Annotated in this window: 16 protein-coding genes; 3 read left to right on the top strand and 13 right to left on the bottom strand. The window is 70.3% G+C overall.

Annotated features, from left to right (window positions below; translation table 11 throughout):
* Positions 1–91: 91 nt before the first annotated feature.
* The 3 genes from OG702_RS33850 to OG702_RS33840 form a co-directional block, all read right to left on the bottom strand.
* A complete protein-coding gene (locus OG702_RS33850; RefSeq protein ID WP_327292782.1) occupies positions 92–592 on the bottom strand; it encodes an RICIN domain-containing protein in 501 nt (166 codons plus the stop codon).
* A gap of 307 nt (positions 593–899) precedes the next feature.
* A complete protein-coding gene (locus OG702_RS33845; protein ID WP_327292781.1) occupies positions 900–1922 on the bottom strand; it encodes an alcohol dehydrogenase catalytic domain-containing protein in 1023 nt (340 codons plus the stop codon).
* 385 nt (positions 1923–2307) lie between these two features.
* Entirely contained in the window at positions 2308–3438 is a 1131-nt protein-coding gene (locus OG702_RS33840) for an SMP-30/gluconolactonase/LRE family protein (protein ID WP_327292780.1), read from the bottom strand.
* 383 nt (positions 3439–3821) lie between these two features.
* Here OG702_RS33840 and OG702_RS33835 point away from each other — a divergent pair, with 383 nt between their 5' ends.
* Entirely contained in the window at positions 3822–4160 is a 339-nt protein-coding gene (locus OG702_RS33835) for a putative quinol monooxygenase (RefSeq protein ID WP_327292779.1), read from the top strand.
* 84 nt (positions 4161–4244) lie between these two features.
* Here the strand turns inward: OG702_RS33835 and OG702_RS33830 are convergent, their stop codons facing one another.
* From OG702_RS33830 to OG702_RS33815, 4 genes are all read right to left on the bottom strand, one after another.
* Entirely contained in the window at positions 4245–6137 is a 1893-nt protein-coding gene (locus OG702_RS33830) for a phospholipase C (RefSeq protein ID WP_327292778.1), read from the bottom strand.
* Positions 6138–6413: 276 nt separating this feature from the next.
* Complete coding sequence (locus OG702_RS33825; RefSeq protein WP_327292777.1) at positions 6414–7709, bottom strand: amidase domain-containing protein; 1296 nt, start codon at positions 7707–7709, stop codon at positions 6414–6416.
* A gap of 11 nt (positions 7710–7720) precedes the next feature.
* On the bottom strand, positions 7721–8032 hold the full coding sequence (locus OG702_RS33820) for a WXG100 family type VII secretion target (RefSeq protein ID WP_327292776.1): 312 nt from the start codon (positions 8030–8032) through the stop codon (positions 7721–7723).
* A gap of 151 nt (positions 8033–8183) precedes the next feature.
* Positions 8184–9119 (bottom strand): RICIN domain-containing protein, encoded by a 936-nt coding sequence (locus tag OG702_RS33815; RefSeq protein ID WP_327292774.1) that lies wholly within the window; start codon positions 9117–9119, stop codon positions 8184–8186.
* Between the two features lie 344 nt (positions 9120–9463).
* Between OG702_RS33815 and OG702_RS33810 the strand changes: the two genes are divergently transcribed.
* Positions 9464–12250 carry a P-loop NTPase fold protein gene (locus OG702_RS33810; protein WP_327292773.1) on the top strand — a complete coding sequence of 929 codons (2787 nt, stop codon included), beginning with the start codon at positions 9464–9466 and terminating at the stop codon, positions 12248–12250.
* Between the two features lie 151 nt (positions 12251–12401).
* On the opposite strand, the gene OG702_RS33805 is transcribed toward OG702_RS33810, so the two are convergent.
* The 4 genes from OG702_RS33805 to OG702_RS33790 all read right to left on the bottom strand — a co-directional run bounded on the left by OG702_RS33805 (position 12402) and on the right by OG702_RS33790 (position 16423).
* Positions 12402–12821: a hypothetical protein gene (locus OG702_RS33805; RefSeq protein WP_327292772.1), complete on the bottom strand. Its 420-nt coding sequence runs from the start codon at positions 12819–12821 to the stop codon at positions 12402–12404.
* Between the two features lie 491 nt (positions 12822–13312).
* Positions 13313–14374 carry an aldo/keto reductase gene (locus OG702_RS33800; RefSeq protein ID WP_327292771.1) on the bottom strand — a complete coding sequence of 354 codons (1062 nt, stop codon included), beginning with the start codon at positions 14372–14374 and terminating at the stop codon, positions 13313–13315.
* A 149-nt stretch (positions 14375–14523) separates the two neighbouring features.
* Positions 14524–15582: a zinc-dependent alcohol dehydrogenase family protein gene (locus OG702_RS33795; RefSeq protein ID WP_327293467.1), complete on the bottom strand. Its 1059-nt coding sequence runs from the start codon at positions 15580–15582 to the stop codon at positions 14524–14526.
* A 67-nt stretch (positions 15583–15649) separates the two neighbouring features.
* Positions 15650–16423, bottom strand: a complete 774-nt coding sequence (locus tag OG702_RS33790) for a class I SAM-dependent methyltransferase (RefSeq protein ID WP_327292770.1) — start codon at positions 16421–16423, stop codon at positions 15650–15652.
* 219 nt (positions 16424–16642) lie between these two features.
* Between OG702_RS33790 and OG702_RS33785 the strand changes: the two genes are divergently transcribed.
* Positions 16643–17137: a cupin domain-containing protein gene (locus OG702_RS33785; RefSeq protein ID WP_327292769.1), complete on the top strand. Its 495-nt coding sequence runs from the start codon at positions 16643–16645 to the stop codon at positions 17135–17137.
* A 28-nt stretch (positions 17138–17165) separates the two neighbouring features.
* Here the strand turns inward: OG702_RS33785 and OG702_RS33780 are convergent, their stop codons facing one another.
* Positions 17166–17801 (bottom strand): TetR/AcrR family transcriptional regulator, encoded by a 636-nt coding sequence (locus tag OG702_RS33780; RefSeq protein ID WP_327292768.1) that lies wholly within the window; start codon positions 17799–17801, stop codon positions 17166–17168.
* Positions 17802–17915: 114 nt separating this feature from the next.
* Entirely contained in the window at positions 17916–18653 is a 738-nt protein-coding gene (locus OG702_RS33775) for an SDR family NAD(P)-dependent oxidoreductase (RefSeq protein ID WP_327292767.1), read from the bottom strand.
* Positions 18654–19020: the final 367 nt, after the last annotated feature.

Genomic DNA, 19020 nt, shown 5'->3' with positions numbered 1-19020 from the left:
AAGCGCAGGTCCGCTCCGGGCTCGGCATCTCGCCGCCGACAGCGCTACTGGACGCGGTTCTTCCGGACAGCGGGGGGCGGAGCCGGGCGGCTCAGTGCTCGGCGAACCACTGCTGGCCGGGGCTCGCGTTCACGTCCGACTGCTGGGTGAGGTAGGCACCGTTGGACTTGCTGTTGCCGGCCGTGGAGATGATGCGGCCCGAGACGGCGTTCATGAGGGTCTGGGTTCCCACGCCGAACCACTTCTCGTTGGCGGTGAGATTGCAGTCCCACAGGACGAGGTTGGCGCCCTGGCTGGAGCTGCCGCCGTACGGGATCAGACACATTCCGCTCTCGTAGTTCATGAGCTCGTAGCCGGTGCTCGAGAGCACCGCGAACCACTTCTGGGAGGGGTCGCCGTTGCAGGTCCACTGGGTCACCTGCGTGTTCCGGGCCCCGCTGCCACCCTTGGGCGTGGCGCACATGCCGAGCTTGTCGTTCTTGATCAGGTAGATGGTGCTCGCAGCTGACGCGGTGTCGGCTCCGGAGAGTGCGGTGCCGAACAGCGCTGCGGCGGACACGAGAAGGGCGGTGACTCTGGCCGACGTGCGCATGTTTCCTCCGACTTATCACCCCGCGGCACCAACGCCGTTGCGGTGGCCACCTACTGGGAACGAATGTTGATACCGTCGGGACTTTAAGGCGTCATGGACATGGCTGTCTACCATTTGACTTACCGTGAGGTAATAGCCGCTGAGCGTACTCGGAGCCGGAAGGGAAATTCGGCTCACAGGTGGGCTTTTTTGACCCATTCAGTATGGGTTTCATAGTTGTGGTGGCCGCCGGAGTAAGGCCCTTGGCACGTTCACCAAGAGGGCGACCACTTCTCCAGGCGCGTCTGCGTACCCGTCGGCGGCTCGACTACCTTCCGGCGGTGAGGACCATCCTGAATGGTGCTTCTCCGGCCAGCATCCTGGCGTAGGCCGTGGCCGCGTCCTCCAGGGGGACCTCTTCGCTCCAGGGACGAATCCCTGAGCTGACGGCGAATCGGAAGGCCTCCTCGCGGTCGAGAGGGGTGCCCGAGATGATGCCGTAGACGCGCTTGGTGCCGAAGATGAGGTCCAGTGCGCCGAACGTCAGATTGTCCTGCGGGAGGCCCACGATGATGAGCTCACCGCGGCGGCCCAGGCCCCCGACCGCGGATGAGATCGCCTCCGCACTGGTCGCGGTGGCCAGGATGACCTTCGCGCCGCCGAGTTCCCGCAGGGACTGCGCGACATCCTGCGTCTCGCTGTCGATGTAGTGGTCCGCGCCGACGTCGCGGGCAGGGCCTGCCTTCTGGGGGCCACGGGCGATCGCCACCGTGACGAAGCCCATCGCGGCAGCCGTCTGGACGCCCAGGTGTCCCACGCCGCCCAGGCCGAGAACCGCGACGAGATCCCCTGGTCTCGCGGCGCTGTTGCGGAACGCGTTGAAGGCGGTGAGCCCCGCGCATGCCAGCGCCGCCGCGTCGGGAGCCGCCAGCCCCTCTGGAATGCGGGAGAGCCCGTTCGCCGGCACCACGACGGTGTCGGCGAAACCTCCGGGATACGAGACGCCGGGCGTCTTGGCTTCGGGGCAGTTGATGCTGTCACCGTCGCGGCAGGCGTCGCAATGTCCGCAGGTACCGGCGATGTAGCCCAGTGCCACACGGTCTCCCTCCTGCCACTCCTCCACCCCGGCGCCGACCGCGTCCACGCGGTCGGCGATCTCGTGGCCGGGCGTCATCGGAAAGGTCGTTCCTGGAAGGTAGCCGGCGATGATCGGGACGTCCGAGTGACAGATCCCGCACGCCTCGACGGCGACTCGCACCTGCCCGGCTCCTGGCTCAGGGGCGTCGATCTGGGTGAGTACGAGGTCTCCACCGGGCTCCGAGACCTGGACGGCTCGAAAGTGTGCACTCATGGGGATCCTCGCTTCGTCAGGCTGCGCGGCAGCTCAGGCAGCTGCGCACGAAGAGAATAACGGTCTTAACCGTCTATCCACCCACAAATGAGCGCAGACTATACGCCAGGTGCACCGCAGATGGACGGATCTCATCCGGCAACCCTGCAGCGCCTCCCGCAACGTCATCTGCGTGTGCGAGGTGAGCGGCGGCATGGCCGGGCGCCCGAACGCGGCCAAGCCCGATCAGCCCTTCACCCGTTTGCTCGAAACGCACCTTCGCCGGCTGCCTGATGGGCGAGACCGCCCACACCATGGCCACCGCAGGAGTGAGAGCACGTCCGCCCGGTTGCCTGTGGTGCCGTTTCCCGCCGGCGGTCCGGCCGGCCGGCGGGAAACGACAGCATTACGGGTGGTAGAGCCGCTCCGCGCGGTCTGGGACTCGGGTTTGCAGCACGACCTGGTCGCTGGTGGGACCGCCGAGAAATGCCTGATTCGTGATCACGGCACGGCCGTCGGCGAGAATGGCAACGCTCGCCGGATTGTCATAGGGAACGGGCAGCGCGCCTGCCTCGGTCGGCGTCGCGGGGGTGCGGGTGATCTCCTTGCCGGTGGAGTCGAGTGTCAGCAGCGCGTTGCCGAGGGCGAGGGCGACGTAGATGCGGCCGCTCTGGCCGATGGCGATTCCGTCCGAGGCCTCGCCGGGCTCGCCCTGCCAGATCTGGTGCAGGGCACCGGCGGTTCCGTCGTGGTTGATGGGGAGGGTGTAGATGCGGCCGGTGCCGGTGGCGATCTGCGCGGGGTCGGTCAGCCCGTAGGTGCACTGGGCCAGCACGATGGTGCGCGGGTCGGCGAGACGGATCCCGCACGGACCGAAGAGGCTCTCCAACCGCTGGTCGGTCAGCCAGACGCGGGCCGGCCCGCCGCCGGGCGGGACCCTCCACACCAGCGCCTGGCTGATGTCGGTGACATACGCTGATCCGTCCGGGCCGAACGCGATGTCGTCGGGGTAGGCGGGCGCGTCGGCCTGGGTGTCCGAGCAGTTGCCGGGCTGAGCGCCAGGCGCCGTGCAGGACGGGACGTCGCCGAAGGTGGCGTAGGTCCGCTGGGCGCCGGTGACCGGGTCCAGCGTGATCATGCGGGCGGGATGGCGGTCCAGGATGTAGAGCAGGCCGTTGCGGCCGGTGGCCATGTTGGTCAGGCCCTGCCCGGTCGTCGCCTGGCCGGTGATGGAGTAGTCCCGGAGCAGCTGCCCGGACTGGGCGCTGTACCGGTAGACGTGGCTGGGCAGGTTGGGGCTGCCGTCGGCGGCCTGGTGGGTCCCCACGTAGACGGACCCGCGGTCGGCCGCTATGCCGACCAGGTGCCCCGGGCTGCCGGCCGGCGGCGCCGCGAAAACCGTGGTGGCCGGGACGCCGGCCGGTGTCTGGCCGGCCGCGATCGCGGCCGACCCCAGCGCCAGCATGGCGGCGATCGGGGCGATCACCAGGGCCCCGCGGCGCCGTGATCTGCGCCTGTCCTGTCGGGTAGTTCTCATCTGACTCCCTCTTGTTCGGTCCTGCCGGGGCCCGAGATGCCCGCCGGAGCGGAGCGGTCTCCCACCGGCTCGTCGCGAACCCGCGGCGGCCCGCAGCAGTCCGCAGCCGGTCACGGCTTTGCGCCGTGCCACGCGAGGATGTTAGTACGCCAACCATATTTCTTCATCACCGATGATCAAGGGTTGGCCTGGTGAGCGTCATGTGCCCGGCTGCCACTTCGGCAGGAGGTCGCGACGGCAGGTGCGGCCCTCCGCCGTAAAAGACCGGGTGTCTCCTTCGTGCCGCCGAACGGGTCGCTCAGGTGCGGCATTGGAGGGGAATCGACACGTCCGGGCACTCGGCTGCCGCGCGTCACCGAGGAGGGAGGCGATCCTTTCTGCCCGTGCCGGAGGGCCGCGAGGCGGCCGAGCGAGAGGACATGCTGATGGCGGTCAAGTACGGGCTGCTCGTGTTGCTTGAGGCGCAGAAGGGGAAGGAGGCTGAGCTTGCCGCGTTCCTGGAGCAGGGGCGGGAAATGGCGGTCGCCGAGCCCGGCACGGTGACGTGGTACGCCTTCCGCACCGACGAGAGCCGGTTCGGGATCTTCGACACCTTCGAGTCGGAGGACGGCCGTCGGGCCCATCTGTCCGGCCCGATCGCCTCGGCGCTCGCCGACGTCACCGAGACCTTGCTGGCGCACCCACCCCGGATCCAGCAGGTGGATGTGCTGGCGGTGAAGTGACGGTCGTCGCGGACGTCAGGAGCGACGCGGAGGGGCCGCCCCGGGCGCCGTGCCGGGGCGGCCCCCGGGGGACGGTGTCCCGGGTCAGGAAGCGGGGCCCCCGTGGCGGTGGCGCCGGGCGAGGTACAGCGCGCCGCCGCCGACCAGCAGCACGCCGCCGGTGACGCCGAGCGCCAGGGCCGCCGAACTGCTCCCGGACTCCGCGAAGTCCTGGGCGGCGGCCGGGCCGCCGCCGCCAGTGGATACGGCCGGCGCGGCGTTCGCGGCGGCCTCCACGGCGGCCGAGCGGTGGACGGGCCGGACGGACTTCACCGAGCCGTCGGTTTTGAGCAGCACCTGACGGTCGTTCGGGTGCCGGAAGTCGAAGGCGCCGTCCAGGCTGCCCGCACGGGTGTCGAAGGATCCGTCGCCGATCCGGCCGGTCTTCCAGTTGTTCTCGATGAAGCGGGTGATCGAGGCCTGCTCGGTGCGGGTGTGGTCGACCGAGTTGACCCTGCTGTAGGGCGAGATGACCAGCAGCGGCTGGCGGGTACCAGGGCCGCAGCGGTCGGCGTAGCCGCCCACGGGGGCCGGGCCCGCCTGGCATGCCGGGCTGTCGACGGACTTGCCGTTGGAGCCGAGCGTGGTGTCCCTTGAGCCGTTGGCCACCTTGGCGTAGGCGTGGTCGTACCAGCCGTCGGAGTCGTCGTACGCGATGACGACGGCGGTGTCCTGCCACTGCGGGGAGGACTGGATGGCGTTGATCTCACTGACCAGGAAGTGCTGCTCGTCGATCGGGTCCGAGTAGCCCGCGTGGCCGTCCTGGTAGGAGGCGGCCTTCAGGAAGCTCACGGCAGGCAGCCGGCCCGCCGCGAGGGCGGCCGAGAAGTCGGTGAGGTCGTAGTTGTGGTTCGCCTGGCCGTTGTGGCCGATCTCGGCGGTGTTCTTCGGCGGCAGGTGGTGCGGGTTCGCCGTCGACTTGTAGTACTGGAACGGGGCGTGGTGCGAGCTGTAGTCGACGGAGGCCGCGCCGCCGACGTTGGGGTGCGTGGCGCCCTGGCAGTCGGCGTAGTCGCCCTGCTTGCCGTCCCACGGGGTGGAGGGGCGGAAGCCGCCCTGGAACCAGCCCCAGGACACGCCCTTGGCGTTGAGCAGGTCGCCGATGTTCTTGCCGGTCAGCGCCGCCAGCGCGTTGGTGCTGGTGTGACTGTTGTCGGCGCAGTCGTCGTAGGCCGGGTCCGGGTCGTTGATCATCGTGCCGACGCCCTTGGCGTCCGGCGAGACGACCGCGTACGGGTCTGGGGTGGCGGTCTGCTCGGGGTTCTCGGTGCCGGTCGACGGGTCCATCGAGATCACGCCGTGCGTCTGGCCGGAGACGAGCTCGATCGCACCTGGGGTGGACGGGCCGTACGCCGAGCTGAAGGAGTTGTCGCCGAGCGTGTAGTGCTGGGCGTAGTTCCACAGCGCGGTGACGGTGTTGCCGTCGTAGTAGTCCATCACGAGGCCGGGTTCACCGAAGAGGTTGCCCGAGCACCTGCTGGTCTCGGTGTTCTCCACGTACGCGTCGGACTCGCCGCCGTTGGCCGCGTACTGCTCAGGACCGTACGAGTGGTTCTGGTCGCAGGTGACGGCCTGGGACGGGCTCAGCCGGGTCGGCGGGTACTGGTTCGGGTTCTTCGTCAGCAGACCGGCGTGGCGGGCGGTGTCGATGTCCCTGGGCGTGTGCCGGTCGGCCGTGAACCGGGTGCCGTCGGTGTTCGCCGCCACGGGATACGAGCCGAAGTAGTGGTCGAACGACTCGTTCTCGTCGTAGATGACGACCACGTGCTTGATCGGGGTGGCGGTCGCGCCCCCTCCCCCGTGGTGCGCGGTGTCGGCCCCGGCCGGCGCGGCGCCGCCCAGCAGTACGAGCGCCGCCGACCCCGCCAATGCCGCCCAGCGTGCCACTCGTGGCCGGGAGCCCCCCGTTTTTCTGGTCGTACCGCTCGTCTCGCTCATACCTGGTCAGCCTCCGCAGTGTGGTGCTCTTCGGCGTGCCGTCGATGGATGTTCACCTGCCGTACATGATCGTCCCAAGGGGCCGAGCATGACAATGTCCCGACAGGCCCATCTGCCACACCGGTTACCGTGGGCGGTGCTGCCGTCGCGGTGGCCGACCGCCCGGCTTCCGGCTGGCGGCATACGTGCGCCGCTCACGTCAGCGACTCGTGCGGCCGGGCCCGTTCACCCTGGCCGACGGCGCGGGCGGCGGGCAGTTCAGGCGGCGATACGGGGTCAGTCCTGGTGCGGGCGAACGATGATCGGTGGGCTCGGTCCGTCGGTTCTCTCGATGGTCGGCTGCCGGAGGTCGAGGTCAGCGTTCTGCGCGGAGCCGCTGTGCTGGGTGTAGTAGACGTGCCCGTCGACCACGGCAGTGACGACGGCCGCGTGGTGGATGGTCGACGGAGAGCCGTCCCCGCGTCCCCAGAAGATGATGTCTCCGGGCTTCGCATCAGCCGGATCGGGAACGGGCTGACTGTTGTTGCTCGTCAGGAAGTCGTTCAATTCCCTGGACCCGGCCCACGAGTAACTGTTGTTGGTGCTGCCTTGGTACCATTTGTGGTCGCTGTCCGACCTTCCCCAGAACTCTGTCTCGTGCCCCTTCTCGTGCAGTCCGGCCGCGAGAAGCGCATGGGACACGAAGTTCGTACAGTTGTCCTGCCCCTTGACATCGATGCCGGAATTGCCCCAGTTGCCGAGGGCGTAGTTGACAAGTTTCACCCTGTCGATCCCGTCACTGCCACGCAATTCCGCCTGCACGCCGGACGGAATGCCGTTCAGCGTGCCGAGGACGCCGGGGGCGGCGAGCTTGAGCCTGTCCTGTTCCTCGGGGCTGAGACCGGCCCACCATTGGTTGACCAGCGCGGGCGGGCCCTTGGGAATCGAGCCCAGGATCATCTGCAGTTCCAGGCGCGAAGCGTCGTTGACGTCGATGTCCTTGAAGCCGCCCAGATATTCCTTGAGTTCCTTCGCGTCCTTCGCGCGGGCTGCGATCTTGCAATCCACGTTGCGGCTGTCAGCGGCGAGCCGTTCCAGTGCGGCCTGCGCCGTCCGGTCAGCCTGGGTGGCCTCGCGAAGAGCCTCCGCGATGAGCTGGGTGACCTGCTGGACCTTCGGATCGGGCAACACCCCCAGCGGGGGCGACGGCTGTGCCCCACGGGCCAACGGCGGTAAGGAGTCGAGCCGGACGGAACCGTCCGCACCGATCAGGATGTTGTTCCGCCCGGCCAGTTCCCTGGCTTCCTGGAGGGTCTCTTGCGCCAGAGTCACCGCGTGGAAGAGTCCCCGGACGATCTCGGCGACCGCGGAGGTGACGACTCCACCTGCCAGGAGGGTGTAGTACGCGACCTGGATCTGCCGGTTCGCGGCCTGCGCGGCCGCGCCGCCCCAGGTGCCCGCGGTCATGTGCTGGACCTCGGTGGCCAGATCGTCGGCCGCGGTGGTCAGGTTCCGGCTCAGCACCGTCCAGTCCTCCGCGGCGCTCGACCACAGACCGGGCTTGGCCGAGGCCAACTGACCGAAAGTGACCATCAGTTCCTCTCTCAGTCGAGCTCGCGGGCCAACTGGCGGAACAACCTGGCGACCTTTTCGTCGGTCTGCTGGTAGTCGTCCGCGGAGTTGTGCAGACCGGTGCCCAACCGCTCTATCTCGCCGCTGATTGCGGAGAGGCGGTCTTCCCAAGTGGTGAGGCATTCCTGCAGAGCGCTGCTGGCCGCCCAGCCTCCGTGGGCCGAAACCGCAGTCGGAGTCGTGCCCTTCAAAATCGCCTTCGACGTGGTGACGTCGTCATTGATCTTTCCTGCACCCGTCCCAGCCTTGTGCAAGGTCGGCGGATGAACGTTGAACCCGGTCATCTCATCAGGATGCCAGCGGCCGGGCGCTCGGGCCATAGCGGGAAGCGGGGTGCTGAACCACCGCCGCACGAGGGGCCGATGGCGCCGGGCCGGGATCACGCCGCCTGCGCACGGATGCCGGGACGGACTTTCCACGAGGCCCGCAAAGCGCTCAGTCCGCTCGGATGAGGAATCTCTGGTCGGCTGCGTGCGTACATTGTTCCTCGGTCGCCTCGGCCCCCTCGGAGGTGTCGTCCCCGGCGATGCCGATGCACCGGCTGCTGTTGACCGGGCGAAAGCGGAAGTCCTCGGCGCCGGCGCTGCCGGCGGGCTCCAGGCGGAACAGCGTGGCCTTGGCGCAGTCGTTCAGGGGTTGGAGCATGCCCTTGACCGGACCGGTACTCATGACCGCCAGGCACCCCTTCCCTTCCACGGGGTGGAGCCATTGGATGCGGTAGAGGCCCTCTCCGACCGGTTCGAGATAGGTGCGCGGCACGGCGGCCTGGGCGCAGGGGAGTTGCACGGCGACGGCGTTGTCGTAGGCCCCTTTGCGGTCCCGTCCGTCGGTCAGGCAGAGGTCGGGCGTACGGGCGGGACGGATGGTGACCCAGCCGTCGGCGGGAAGCCGGGAGGAGGTGCCCGGGCTGTCGGGGAGGAGCGCCCAGGCGGCCAACGCGAGCCCCAGGACCACCAGCGAGGTCGCGCCCGCCACTTTGCGGCGCTTGGTCAGCCGCTTCCTCGGGGTTGCGGGGTCTGCACCTGATGGTCGGGCCGTGGCTTCGCCGTCGGCGGCGGGACCCGGCACCGCGGCAGGCCCGGCAGCGGGGTCCGCGGCGGCGATCCGAGACCTGGCCTCCAGCCAGGCGCCGACCCGCGGCTCGTCCCCGCAGGCGCGGACGAACGCGACCAGCAGGTCAGGGCGCGGCAGGCTGGTCCTCTTGAGGATGTCAGCCAGGGTGCTGCGGGCCAGCACATCTCCGTTTCTGGCGGCCCGTTCCTCCAGGTCGCGGTATGTCAGTCCTGAACGCTCCTTGAGTTTCTGCATCGACTCGACAAAGCCGGCTGCGTCCCGGGCGCTGTGCGGCGACAGTTCCTCCTGGTACTCCACGAACCGCAATCCTGCCGTGGCTGTTAGGCACGGGACAACGGCAGATTCCGCCACGCCCCGCCGGTGCGGGGCCCTTTCCGGACAGCGGCCTGACCAGTGCCGTTGCGGCACCGGGAGGGTGAGGGCGCCAGGAGAGAGGAGGATCAGCCGTGAAAAAGAAGCTCTCGGTTTTTCTGGTGCCTTTGGCCGCATCACCCGGGCGGGTGGCGCTGCCGTCCTCGGCGTCAGCCACGACGGGCTGCCTCAGCGGCACGAGCCACAACAACTGTGCCCGCGGCACCCACGGCCGGAATAGCCATGTGTGACCCCGGTTCCGCCGATAGCGTGGCGGGGTGGAGCCTGGGATGAGCGAGGCGGCGGCGGACAGCCGGGGCGGCCGGGGGCGGGTACGCGTGTCGGTCGCAGTGACGGAGGAGCCGTGGGGACTGGATGTCGACGCGATCGTGGTGTCCGTGGGGGGCGGCTTCGGGCAACTGGCCGCGGTCGTGGCCGGCTACTACCCCGAGGCTCCGTTCGGCTCGGTGGATCTCACGGAGCTGACGCCGAGCCGGCCGGGCCTGGTCAGGCTGCGCGAGCCGGGGACCCGGGGTCGCGGGCCATGGCTGGCGGTCCTCGCCACCCCGCATGACGAGCAGAACGGCTCGCTGAACGTCGACTCGCTCACCACGGCCACCAGGGCAGCGCTCCGGGCGGCCGCCGACATGGGCGCCCTGGCAGTGGCCCTTCCGCTGCTGGCCACCGGTGCGCTGGGGCTGGAGAAGAGCGTGGTCGCGGCGGTGCTGGTCCCTGCCGCGACGGACATGGCCGCCGGGCTGCCGCTCCAGCACCTCGTCCTTCTGACGAACGACGAGGCGGACGTGCCGATCCTGCGGGCGGCTCAGGTGGGTGAGCTGCCCGCCCCCCGGACTCCGTGGCTCGACGGGCGCCGGCCGGCGCAGGCCGCTCTGGTGGGCGGGATGTCCACCGACCGGGTGGATCCGAACACCGGGATCCCTCTCACCGAGGACCGGCTCGGCGCGGCACCGTACGTGTCGATGCTTGCCGCCGTCATCAGCGACCGGAAGACACCCACCCCGCTGTCCGTGGGGATCTTCGGCGAATGGGGCTCGGGCAAGAGCTACTTCATGGGGTTGCTGCGCAGCCGCGTGGCGGAACTGGCCGCGTCGGGGAATCCCGGGTACTGCCAGGAGGTCACGCAGATCGGCTTCAACGCGTGGCACTATGCCGACACCAACATCTGGGCGAGCCTGGGCGACGAGATCTTCCGGCAGCTCGCCGGGCCCGGGCCGAGCACGGAGGACCTCCGCAGGCAGTTGCGGACCGAGCTCGCCCAACGGATGCATCAGCGCAGGGAGTACGACGCGGTCAGGCGGCAGGCCCGGTCGGCCGCCGCCGAGTTGCAGGCCGACGTGGACGCGGCCGCCGCGGACCGGCAGTTCCGGGTCCGCGCCCTCGTCGACGCGCTGAAGGGGTCGCCGGCGTTCGCCCAGCAGGTGCAGAGCCTGTGGCGCAAGCTGGGCGTCACGAGCGACGTGGAGCAGGCCAGGCTGCTGGCCGACGAGTTGCAGGGCACCCTCTCGGAGGCCGAAGCGCTCAGGCGGGCCCCGCGGGACCGGGCGGGCCGGGCTGCGGTCGCGGCAGCCGCGCTGGCGCTGCTCCTCCTGCTGGTCGTCGGGGCCTTCGCGCCCGGGGTCAGGGCCTGGCTGGCACCCGGCGGGGGCGTACTCGCCGCTGCCGCCGGGCTCGGGCTGACGATGCTGACGCGCGCCCGCTCCGGCATACGGGCGCTGCGCTCGCTCTCGGACGACCTTCGCGCAGGCCTCGACCGATCCGCGACGGGCGACGCCGAGCCCGCGGTCGCCGACGCGCTGCACGCCCTGCGGCAGGCAGAAGCGGACCGGCGGGTCGCCGAGGCGCAACTGGACGACGTCATGGCGCACATCGGCGGCCTCGGCCGCCGGCTGACCGAGCTGAGCCCGGGACGGCGGCTCTACAGCTTCCTGAGCGAGCGGGCCGGCGGCGACTCCTACACGGGGAACCTCGGCCTGATCTCCGTGCTGCGCAAGGACCTTGAGCAGCTGGTGGAGCTGATGGCGGACTGGCGTGCCCATCCGGAGCAGGAACGCGCGGGGCACCGCCCGATCGACCGCATCGTCCTCTACATCGACGATCTGGACCGGTGCAGTTCCCGGCAGGTGGTCGAGGTGCTGCAGGCCGTCCACCTGCTGCTGGCGCTCGACCTGTTCGTGGTCGTCATCGGCGTGGACCCCCGCTGGCTGGTGCGCTCGCTGTCCAGCCACTACGGCGAGCTGCTGGACACCGGCGTGCCGCCCGCGCCCGACGAGCCCGACCGCCGGCCGGTGACACCGGAGGACTACCTGGATAAGATCATCAACATCCCGGTCCTGCTGCCCGGCATGCCGGCGCGGGGGCTGCGCTCCCTCCTGTCGTCGCTGGCCGACGTCGGGGACCGGGCCGCGCCTGCCGCCGGGCCCGCGTACGGCGGCCCTGGCGGATCGGCCGACTTCTCGATGACGATCGAGGCGGGCTCGGAAGCCGACAGGGCGCCGGGCGCGACGAGGAGCACACCCTTCCCGCTCCCGCCCCGGCCGCTGACCGAACCGGAACTCGCCGTCCTGTCCGGCCTCGACCTGCTGATCGACACACCGCGCAAGGCGAAGAGGCTGCTCAACCTCTACCGCATGCTCAGGGCGACCCGTGACCTCTCCAGCGCCTCCCGCTTCCTCGGCGAGGACGGGTCACCCGGCGAATACCAGGCGGTGGCGGTTCTGCTGGGGCTCGTCATCGCCGAGCCCGGGCTGCTGCCGCAACTCCTGGACACCCCGCCCGATCCCACCGGGTCCGTCCCGGGCGGCCTGATGCACCGTCTCCCCGACACCTCCTGGCCCGATTTCGTCGCGAGCCTGGAGGTCCGTGACTTCGCCAACGGCGTCGCCGGTGACGTCGGCCTGCGAAATGCCGCCGCGTGGGCCCGCCTGCACGCCGGGGTGCTGCGCGCGTCGGCCGAGGTGACGCTGCCCGACCTGAAGAGTTTCCGCCTCTGGGCTCCCAGAATCCGCCGCTTCTCCTATGTCCTGGCCCGCCCGGACGTCCAGGACCCCCAGCGCTGAGCCGGGCGGCGCCCGCCCGGCAGACGCCTCGCATGGACGCCGAGCCGGTGGGCCGGGTCACGCCGATAACCGCCCGCCGAGCAGCCACTCGATCCATTCCGGCAGACCGACAAGAGGCGGCCGTTTCCGGCCGCCCCTTGTCGCCCCTACATCAGCTGTGAATGGTGAAACAGACCATGTCCTTGTAGTCCGTCCACGAACTGCTGGAACTGATACCGCCGCAGAAACTGCTGTTGTTGGAGAAGCTGCGATTCACGGTGAGCTTCTCCGAGCCGCTGCTTGCGGCGACCCAGGCCGATGCCTTGTGCCAGCTGTCGTCGTCGTCCTGCGCCGTCACGTAACCGACCATGGCGCCGTTGTTTATCTCGGACACCGTCTCGTAGTCCACGTGCAGCCCCGAGCCGACGACGCTGACACACCACTTCGCACCGCAGTGGCTGGAGCTGAACGGCCGCGCGACGACGTTCGGACCTGCTGCCGCGTGGGCGGACGGCGCCCCCGTCAGCCCGATGAGCGCGGCGACCGCGCCGGCGGCCAGGGCACCGGACGCGCGCTTCGTGATCATGTTCATGGAGTACACCCTCTCAGAATTCGGACAATCGAAAACGAGCGGGAAAACAGCGGACACCTAATCCTTGAAATCGATTGACCTGAATCCGTCAAACGATCCGAGATCCGTACCACTATTCCCCCCTCTGCTTCAAAACAGTAGCCGCAGCCAGGTCCGATCTCCACCCGCACATCCAGCAGAAATCGACCCAAAGCATAGGGAAGACGGATTTCGCGATCACAACAAGAAGTAGGAATTCCGCTTGACTCGATATTATTTACCAAAAATTGAGGCAGGGATTCGGAACCCACTCGCCGCGGCGCAACTGAGCCGACCAGGAGGACACCGGGCGGGCGGAAAAAGGGTGCACAACACCCCTTCGTGGGCGGCGGAGGGCCGGGCCCCCGCCGGGTGCCGTGCGGGGGCGACGGCCCGGACGTGGGACACCGGGCGCGGCCGGACGCCGGCTGCGCCCGCCGCCTGAAGGCGATTTCGCGCGCCCGGGGCGCCGGTCAGCCCCTGCTGTACGGCTCGGACGGCACGTCGTCGATGGTGGTGCCGCCCTGCTGCCAGGGGATCGCGACGTCGTTGACGAAGTCGGCCGGGAAGTCGAGCTTCGGCGCGGTGAGTGCGGACAGCTCGGCGAGCTGCTCGTCCGGAACGCTGACGTCCAGGGACGCGAGGTTGGCGTCGAGTTGCTGCACCGTGCGGGCGCCGATGATGGTGGAGGTGACCTCCGGCCGGGCCCGTACCCAGGCCAGCGCCACCGCGGCGACGGAGGCGTTCAGGTCGGAGGCGATGCGCTGCAGGACGTCCAGCAGCGCGAAGGTCGACTCGTTGAGGCGGCCGGCGGTCCAATTGGCCCGGCCGGACCCCTCAGGCGCGGGATTGTCGCGTGAGTACTTGCCGGAGAGCACTCCGCTGGCCAGCGGGCTCCAGGGGGTGACGCCGAGGCCGAGTTCGCGGGCGACGCCGAAGAGCTCGCCTTCGACGGTGCGCTGGAGCAGGGAGTATTCGACCTGGATCGCGGCCACGGGTGACCAGCCGCGGAATTCGGCGATGGTGCCGGCCCGGGCGACTTCCCAGGCGTGGGTGTCGGAGAGCCCGATGTAGCGGATCTTGCCCGCGCGCACCAGGTCGTCCAGGGTCGCCATGGTCTCCTGGATCGCGGTGTGGCGGTCGAAGTTGTGCTGCCAGTAGAGGTCGATGTAGTCGGTGCCGAGACGGCGCAGGGACGCCTCGACCTGCTGCATGATCGCCTTGCGGCCGGCGCCGCCGCCGTTCGGGTCGCCGGGGAACATGTTCCCGCCGAACTTCGTGGCCAGGACCAGGCGGTCCCGCACGCCGGGGTGCTTGGCGAGGTAACCGGCGATCGTCTCCTCGGACTTGCCGTCGTTGTATCCGTTGGCACTGTCGAGGAAGTTCCCGCCCGCTTCCACGTAGCGGTCGATGATGCGGTGGGAGGTGTCGGCGTCGGCGCCCCAGCTTGCGTCGCCGAACGTCATCGTCCCCAGGGCGAGCGGGCTGACCCGCAGGCCGGAGGGGCCCAGGGTGCGGTAGGAGTCGAGTCCCAATGTCTTCTGCCTTCCTCCGTCGACCGAACCTCTGATCCTTCAGAAACCTACCTCCGACGCCCTGCGCTACCGGTGCGGGCCGATCGGCGAGCCGGGTCGACTTTCGGATGCCGTGACCGGGCGCTCTCGAACCCGCGGGGCCGGTGGGGTCAGGCGGGCCGGGCCGCCGGTCGCCGGGGTTCGATCACCGTGACTCCGGCGGGCGAGCCGTCGCTCAGCGCGGCCAGGGCGTGCGGTGCGTCGTCGAGACCGATGACGTCGCCGACCAGCAGATCGGGCCGCAGGGTGCCCGCTGCGAGCTGGCGCATGAGTTCGGGGTAGGCGTGGGCGGCCATGCCGTGGCTGCCGAGGAGTTCCAGTTCCAGGGCGACCACCCGGTCCATCGGCACCGGAACGCCGCCCGCCGGCAGCAGCCCCACCTGCACGTGCCGGCCGCGGGACCGCAGCCCGGCCACCGAGGCCGCCAGGGTGGCCGCGGAGCCCAGCGCGTCGAGCGAGACGTGCGCGCCGCCGCCGGTCGCCGCGCGGACCGCACCGGCCGTGTCGCCGCCGGCCGCACGCGGGTCCACGCACGCCGCCGCACCGAACCGCCGGGCCGACTCCAGCGCGCCCGGCGCCGTATCGACCGCGACGACCCGCGCCCCGCACGCGACCGCCACCATCACCGCGGACAGCCCCACTCCCCCGCAGCCGTGCACCGCCACCCATTCGCCGGCCCGGACGCGGCCCTGCGCGACGACCGCGCGATAGGCGGTGGCGAACCGGCAGCCGAGCGAGGCCGCTGCCACGTACGACATGTCCTCGGGCACCGCGACCAGGTTGGTGTCGGCCGCGTGCAGGGCCACGTATTCGGCGAAGGATCCCCAGTGGGTGAACCCGGGCTGCTGCTGGCGCTCGCACACCTGCTGGTCACCGCGCGCGCAGGCGGGGCAGCGCCCGCAGGCGCAGACGAAGGGGACGGTGACCCGGTCGCCCGCCCGCCAGCCGGTGACCCCGGCTGCCACTGCCACCACCTCGCCGGCCAGTTCGTGTCCGGGCACGTGGGGCAGCGCGATGCCGTCGTCGTGGCCCATCCAGCCGTGCCAGTCGCTGCGGCACAGGCCGGTGGCCCCGACCCGCACGACCACCCCGCCGTCCGGCGGCACCGGATCGGCCACCTCCCGCACCTCGGCCGGCCGCCCGAACTCCTCGAAGACCACAGCCCGCAACTCCGCCACCCCGATCATCGCTCCACGACCCCAGCCAGCACCCTAAGGGGGCCGGGCGGCCGGGCCGCTACCGGTTCCTGAGGGCCAGCACCGCGGGGTCGGCGCGCTCAGCGAGCGGTACGAACCCGTGCTCGCGCAGGTCGTCGGCCATCTCGGCGCGGGGGGTGGGCCACATCCAGAAGGTCTCGCTGTTCTCGATGAGGACACCGTCCTCGGCCCTCGCCCAGTAGTCGAAGCGTGTACGGATCCGGTCCGCCTCCGGCGAGGTCACCACGCGCCCGCCGTACTCGTGCTCGCCGACCCGCTGGCTGGTGAGGACATGCGTGCTCTCACCCTCGGGCAGGTCGGCCGGGGGGAGTTGGAGCAGGAACGTGCCGCCGGGTACGAGGGCGTCGGCGACAGCCGGCCACAGCCTGTCACGGGAGGCGGGCGGGACGCAGGCGATCATGTTGTGGCAGATGGCCACGTCGGCGACCTCGTCCAGTCCCGTCTCGTCGAGCGGTCGCGGGTGCACGGTGACGCGCTCCCGCATGGCCGCCGGCAGGGATGTCAGGCGGGTCATCAGCGGTGCGCGCATGGATCGGGCCGGCTCCACGGCGTGCACGCAGACCCGGGACCCCAGCAGGCTCATCAGGGTGACCCGTCCCGTCCCTGCGCCGACGTCCAGCACGCCGAGGCGGGCGTCCTCCACGTCCTCGCCGTAGAGGCGGCGCACGCATTCCGCGTCCTGGTCGGCTTGCAGGACGTCGTAGAATTCCGCGCTGACCGCATAGCTCCCCGACCGGTCACGGTCGGTCAGCGGCACGGGCGGTCGAGTTCGGTGATTTCCGATGTGCGTCATTTCCGAGCACTCCCGGGGCGGCCTCATATGAGCGCGCCGTCCGGCGCGGAGGCACCTGTCACCCAAGGGTAGTCAGCACATGCGTAGGCCGTGTGCCCGGCGCGCACGATGCTCGCCCGCCCGCGCCCTCGCTGCCCGGCCGTGCATGCGGAGCACCGACCCGCGCTTTACGATGGCGCTGGGGGAAAATGCGCCTACCCGATACCGAGGAGATGGCTCATGTCCTACCCACCGCCGCGTTATCTCGCGGAAGACGGCGAGGTCAACGCCAAGTTCAGGTCCGCCGACACGCCCGCCGAGCTCACGGCGGAGTCCGGCAACGAGACGCACTATCTCGCCACCCAGTCCTTGACCGGAGGCGAGTTCGGCCTTTACCGGATCGACATGGGTCCCGGGTCGCCGGGGCCGAGCACCCATTTCCACCGGTCCATCTCGGAGTCTTTCTTCATCCTGTCGGGAACGATGCAGCTCTTCGGCGGCGAGAAGTGGATCGCCGCGGGGCCGGGCGACTTCCTGTACGTGCCGGTCGGGGGTCTGCACGCCTTTCACAATGAGTCCGATGAGCCGGCGTCGATGCTGCTGCTCTTCTCGCCCGGAGCCCCGCGCGAGGAATACTTCGAGCAGGTGGCCGAGATGGCGCAGCGCGGCGGTGAGGAGTTCAAGGACTTCCTTGTCCGCCACGACAGTTTCTTCGTGGACGAGCCACCGGCCTGACCTGCCGGGCGCGGGGCTGCGTCGCCGGTCAGGCCGGTCCGGCGGGGTCGAGGTCGAGGCGGCCGGGGAGCGGATGCGGCAGTTCGCGGCCGCCGACGACGCGCAGGCCGTCGAGGGCCAGCTGGAGGAAGCGCCGCCACGCCTGCGGATCCGCGCCGAGTACGGGCGCTGCCGTCTGCTGGATGCCGCCGAGCAGCAGCACGATGTCGGTTCCGGTGACGTCGGCGCGGACGGCGCCCGACTCGCGCGCCCTGGCGGTGAGCGCCTCGGCGGCGTCGCAGAGGCGGTCGATGGCATCCCGAACCTCGACGTGTTGCAGTGACGGGCGCCCGATGACCTCGCAGAAGGCACGGTCCGCGGCGAGCACTTCGACGCCGTCGGCCATGAACTCCTCCAGCGCCGCATCCGCGTCATCCGCGGTGACAAGCCGGTCGGCCGTATCGAGGAGCTGGTCGAGCATCCGGAGGGTGATCGCCGCGAGCAGATCCTCCTTCGAGGCGAAATGCCGGAAGACGGTGCCCTTGGCGAGGCCTGCGCGCTGGGCGATCTCGCCGATCGGCACATCCACCCCGTGCTCGGCGAACGCCGCGGTCGCCGCTTCGAGCAGGAGGCGCCGGTTGCGCACCATGTCCGCCCTGGGGCCGGGAGTGACCGCTTCTGTCATGCCTGGCTCCTCCGCTTCCGGTGAGCCAGGCTAACACCAACCTGACCGATCGGTCAGGTTGGCTACGGAGGCGCCGGGACGCAGGGTCAAAGGGAGGTCGCTGGGCTCGTGAGCTCAGCGTGTCTGGTCGGTCGGCCGGACAAGGATCTCGTCGACGGCGACATGATCGGGCTGCGTGACGGCGTAGCGGACGGCGCCGGCGATGTCCTCGGGCTGCAGGGTCCGCATCGAGTCGGCCATGCTCTTGGCCATGGCCTGGATCGCGGGGTCGGTGATGTGGCTCGCCAGCTCGGTCGCGACGAATCCGGGTTCGATGACGATGACGCGTACGCCCTGCGTGGCGACCTCCCGCCGCAGCGCCTCCGCGAAGGCGGTGACGCCGAACTTGGTGGCCCCGTAGACGGCGCCGGCGGCCGACGCGGTACGCCCGGAGGTCGACGAGATCTGCACCACGGCACCCTTGCGGTCCAGCAGATGGGGCAGGGCGGCGTGGACGGCGTACATCGACCCGAGCAGGTTGGTCTCCACCATGCGCGTCCACTGCGCCGTGTCGGCGCCCAGGATCGGGCCGCTGAGCATGACGCCCGCGTTGTTCACCAGGATGTCGAGGGCTCCGAAGTGCTCGACGGTCGCCGCGACCGCGTCGCGCACCGACTGCTGGTCGGTGAGGTCCAGCTCAAGAACCAGCATCCGGTCCTGGTGGTCCTCGGCCAGAGACTTCAGCCGGTCCGCCCGGCGGGCGCCGACGGCGACGACGGCGCCCGCCTCCGCCAGGGCGACCGCGGTCGCCCGCCCGATGCCCGACGACGCGCCGGTGACCAGGACGACCTTCCCTTCCAGGGTGCCGCTCATGTCTTCCGCCAAGGATGTCGTGGACCGGGAGCCCGGCGGGCGGGCCCCGGTCGGCAGTGGCCGGCGCAACAAGATGACCACCGGGTCAGGTTGAGCGCAACAGGCAACATGACCCGCCGGTCATGTTGTGACGCACGTCATCGGACCCGCTCACCGGCCGGAACCACGTAGGAGCCGGCAAGTGGCGCGCCGCCGGAGGGCCGGGCACCCTCTGCCTTGTTTTGCACCCGCCGCGGGGGGAGGTTACGTTCGAAAAGAGGTGGCCCACCGGGCCGACCGCCCGGAGCCGCGAGTCCTCGGCTCCTCCCCCTCACCTGCCCCCTTGCTGACGGTCGCGGTCGCGCGGACCGGCGGGCGACTCCCCCGC

The sequence above is a fragment of the Streptomyces sp. NBC_01198 genome (assembly GCF_036010485.1).
GTDB lineage: Bacteria > Actinomycetota > Actinomycetes > Streptomycetales > Streptomycetaceae > Actinacidiphila.
This window is presented reverse-complemented; position numbering and strand designations above follow the sequence as displayed.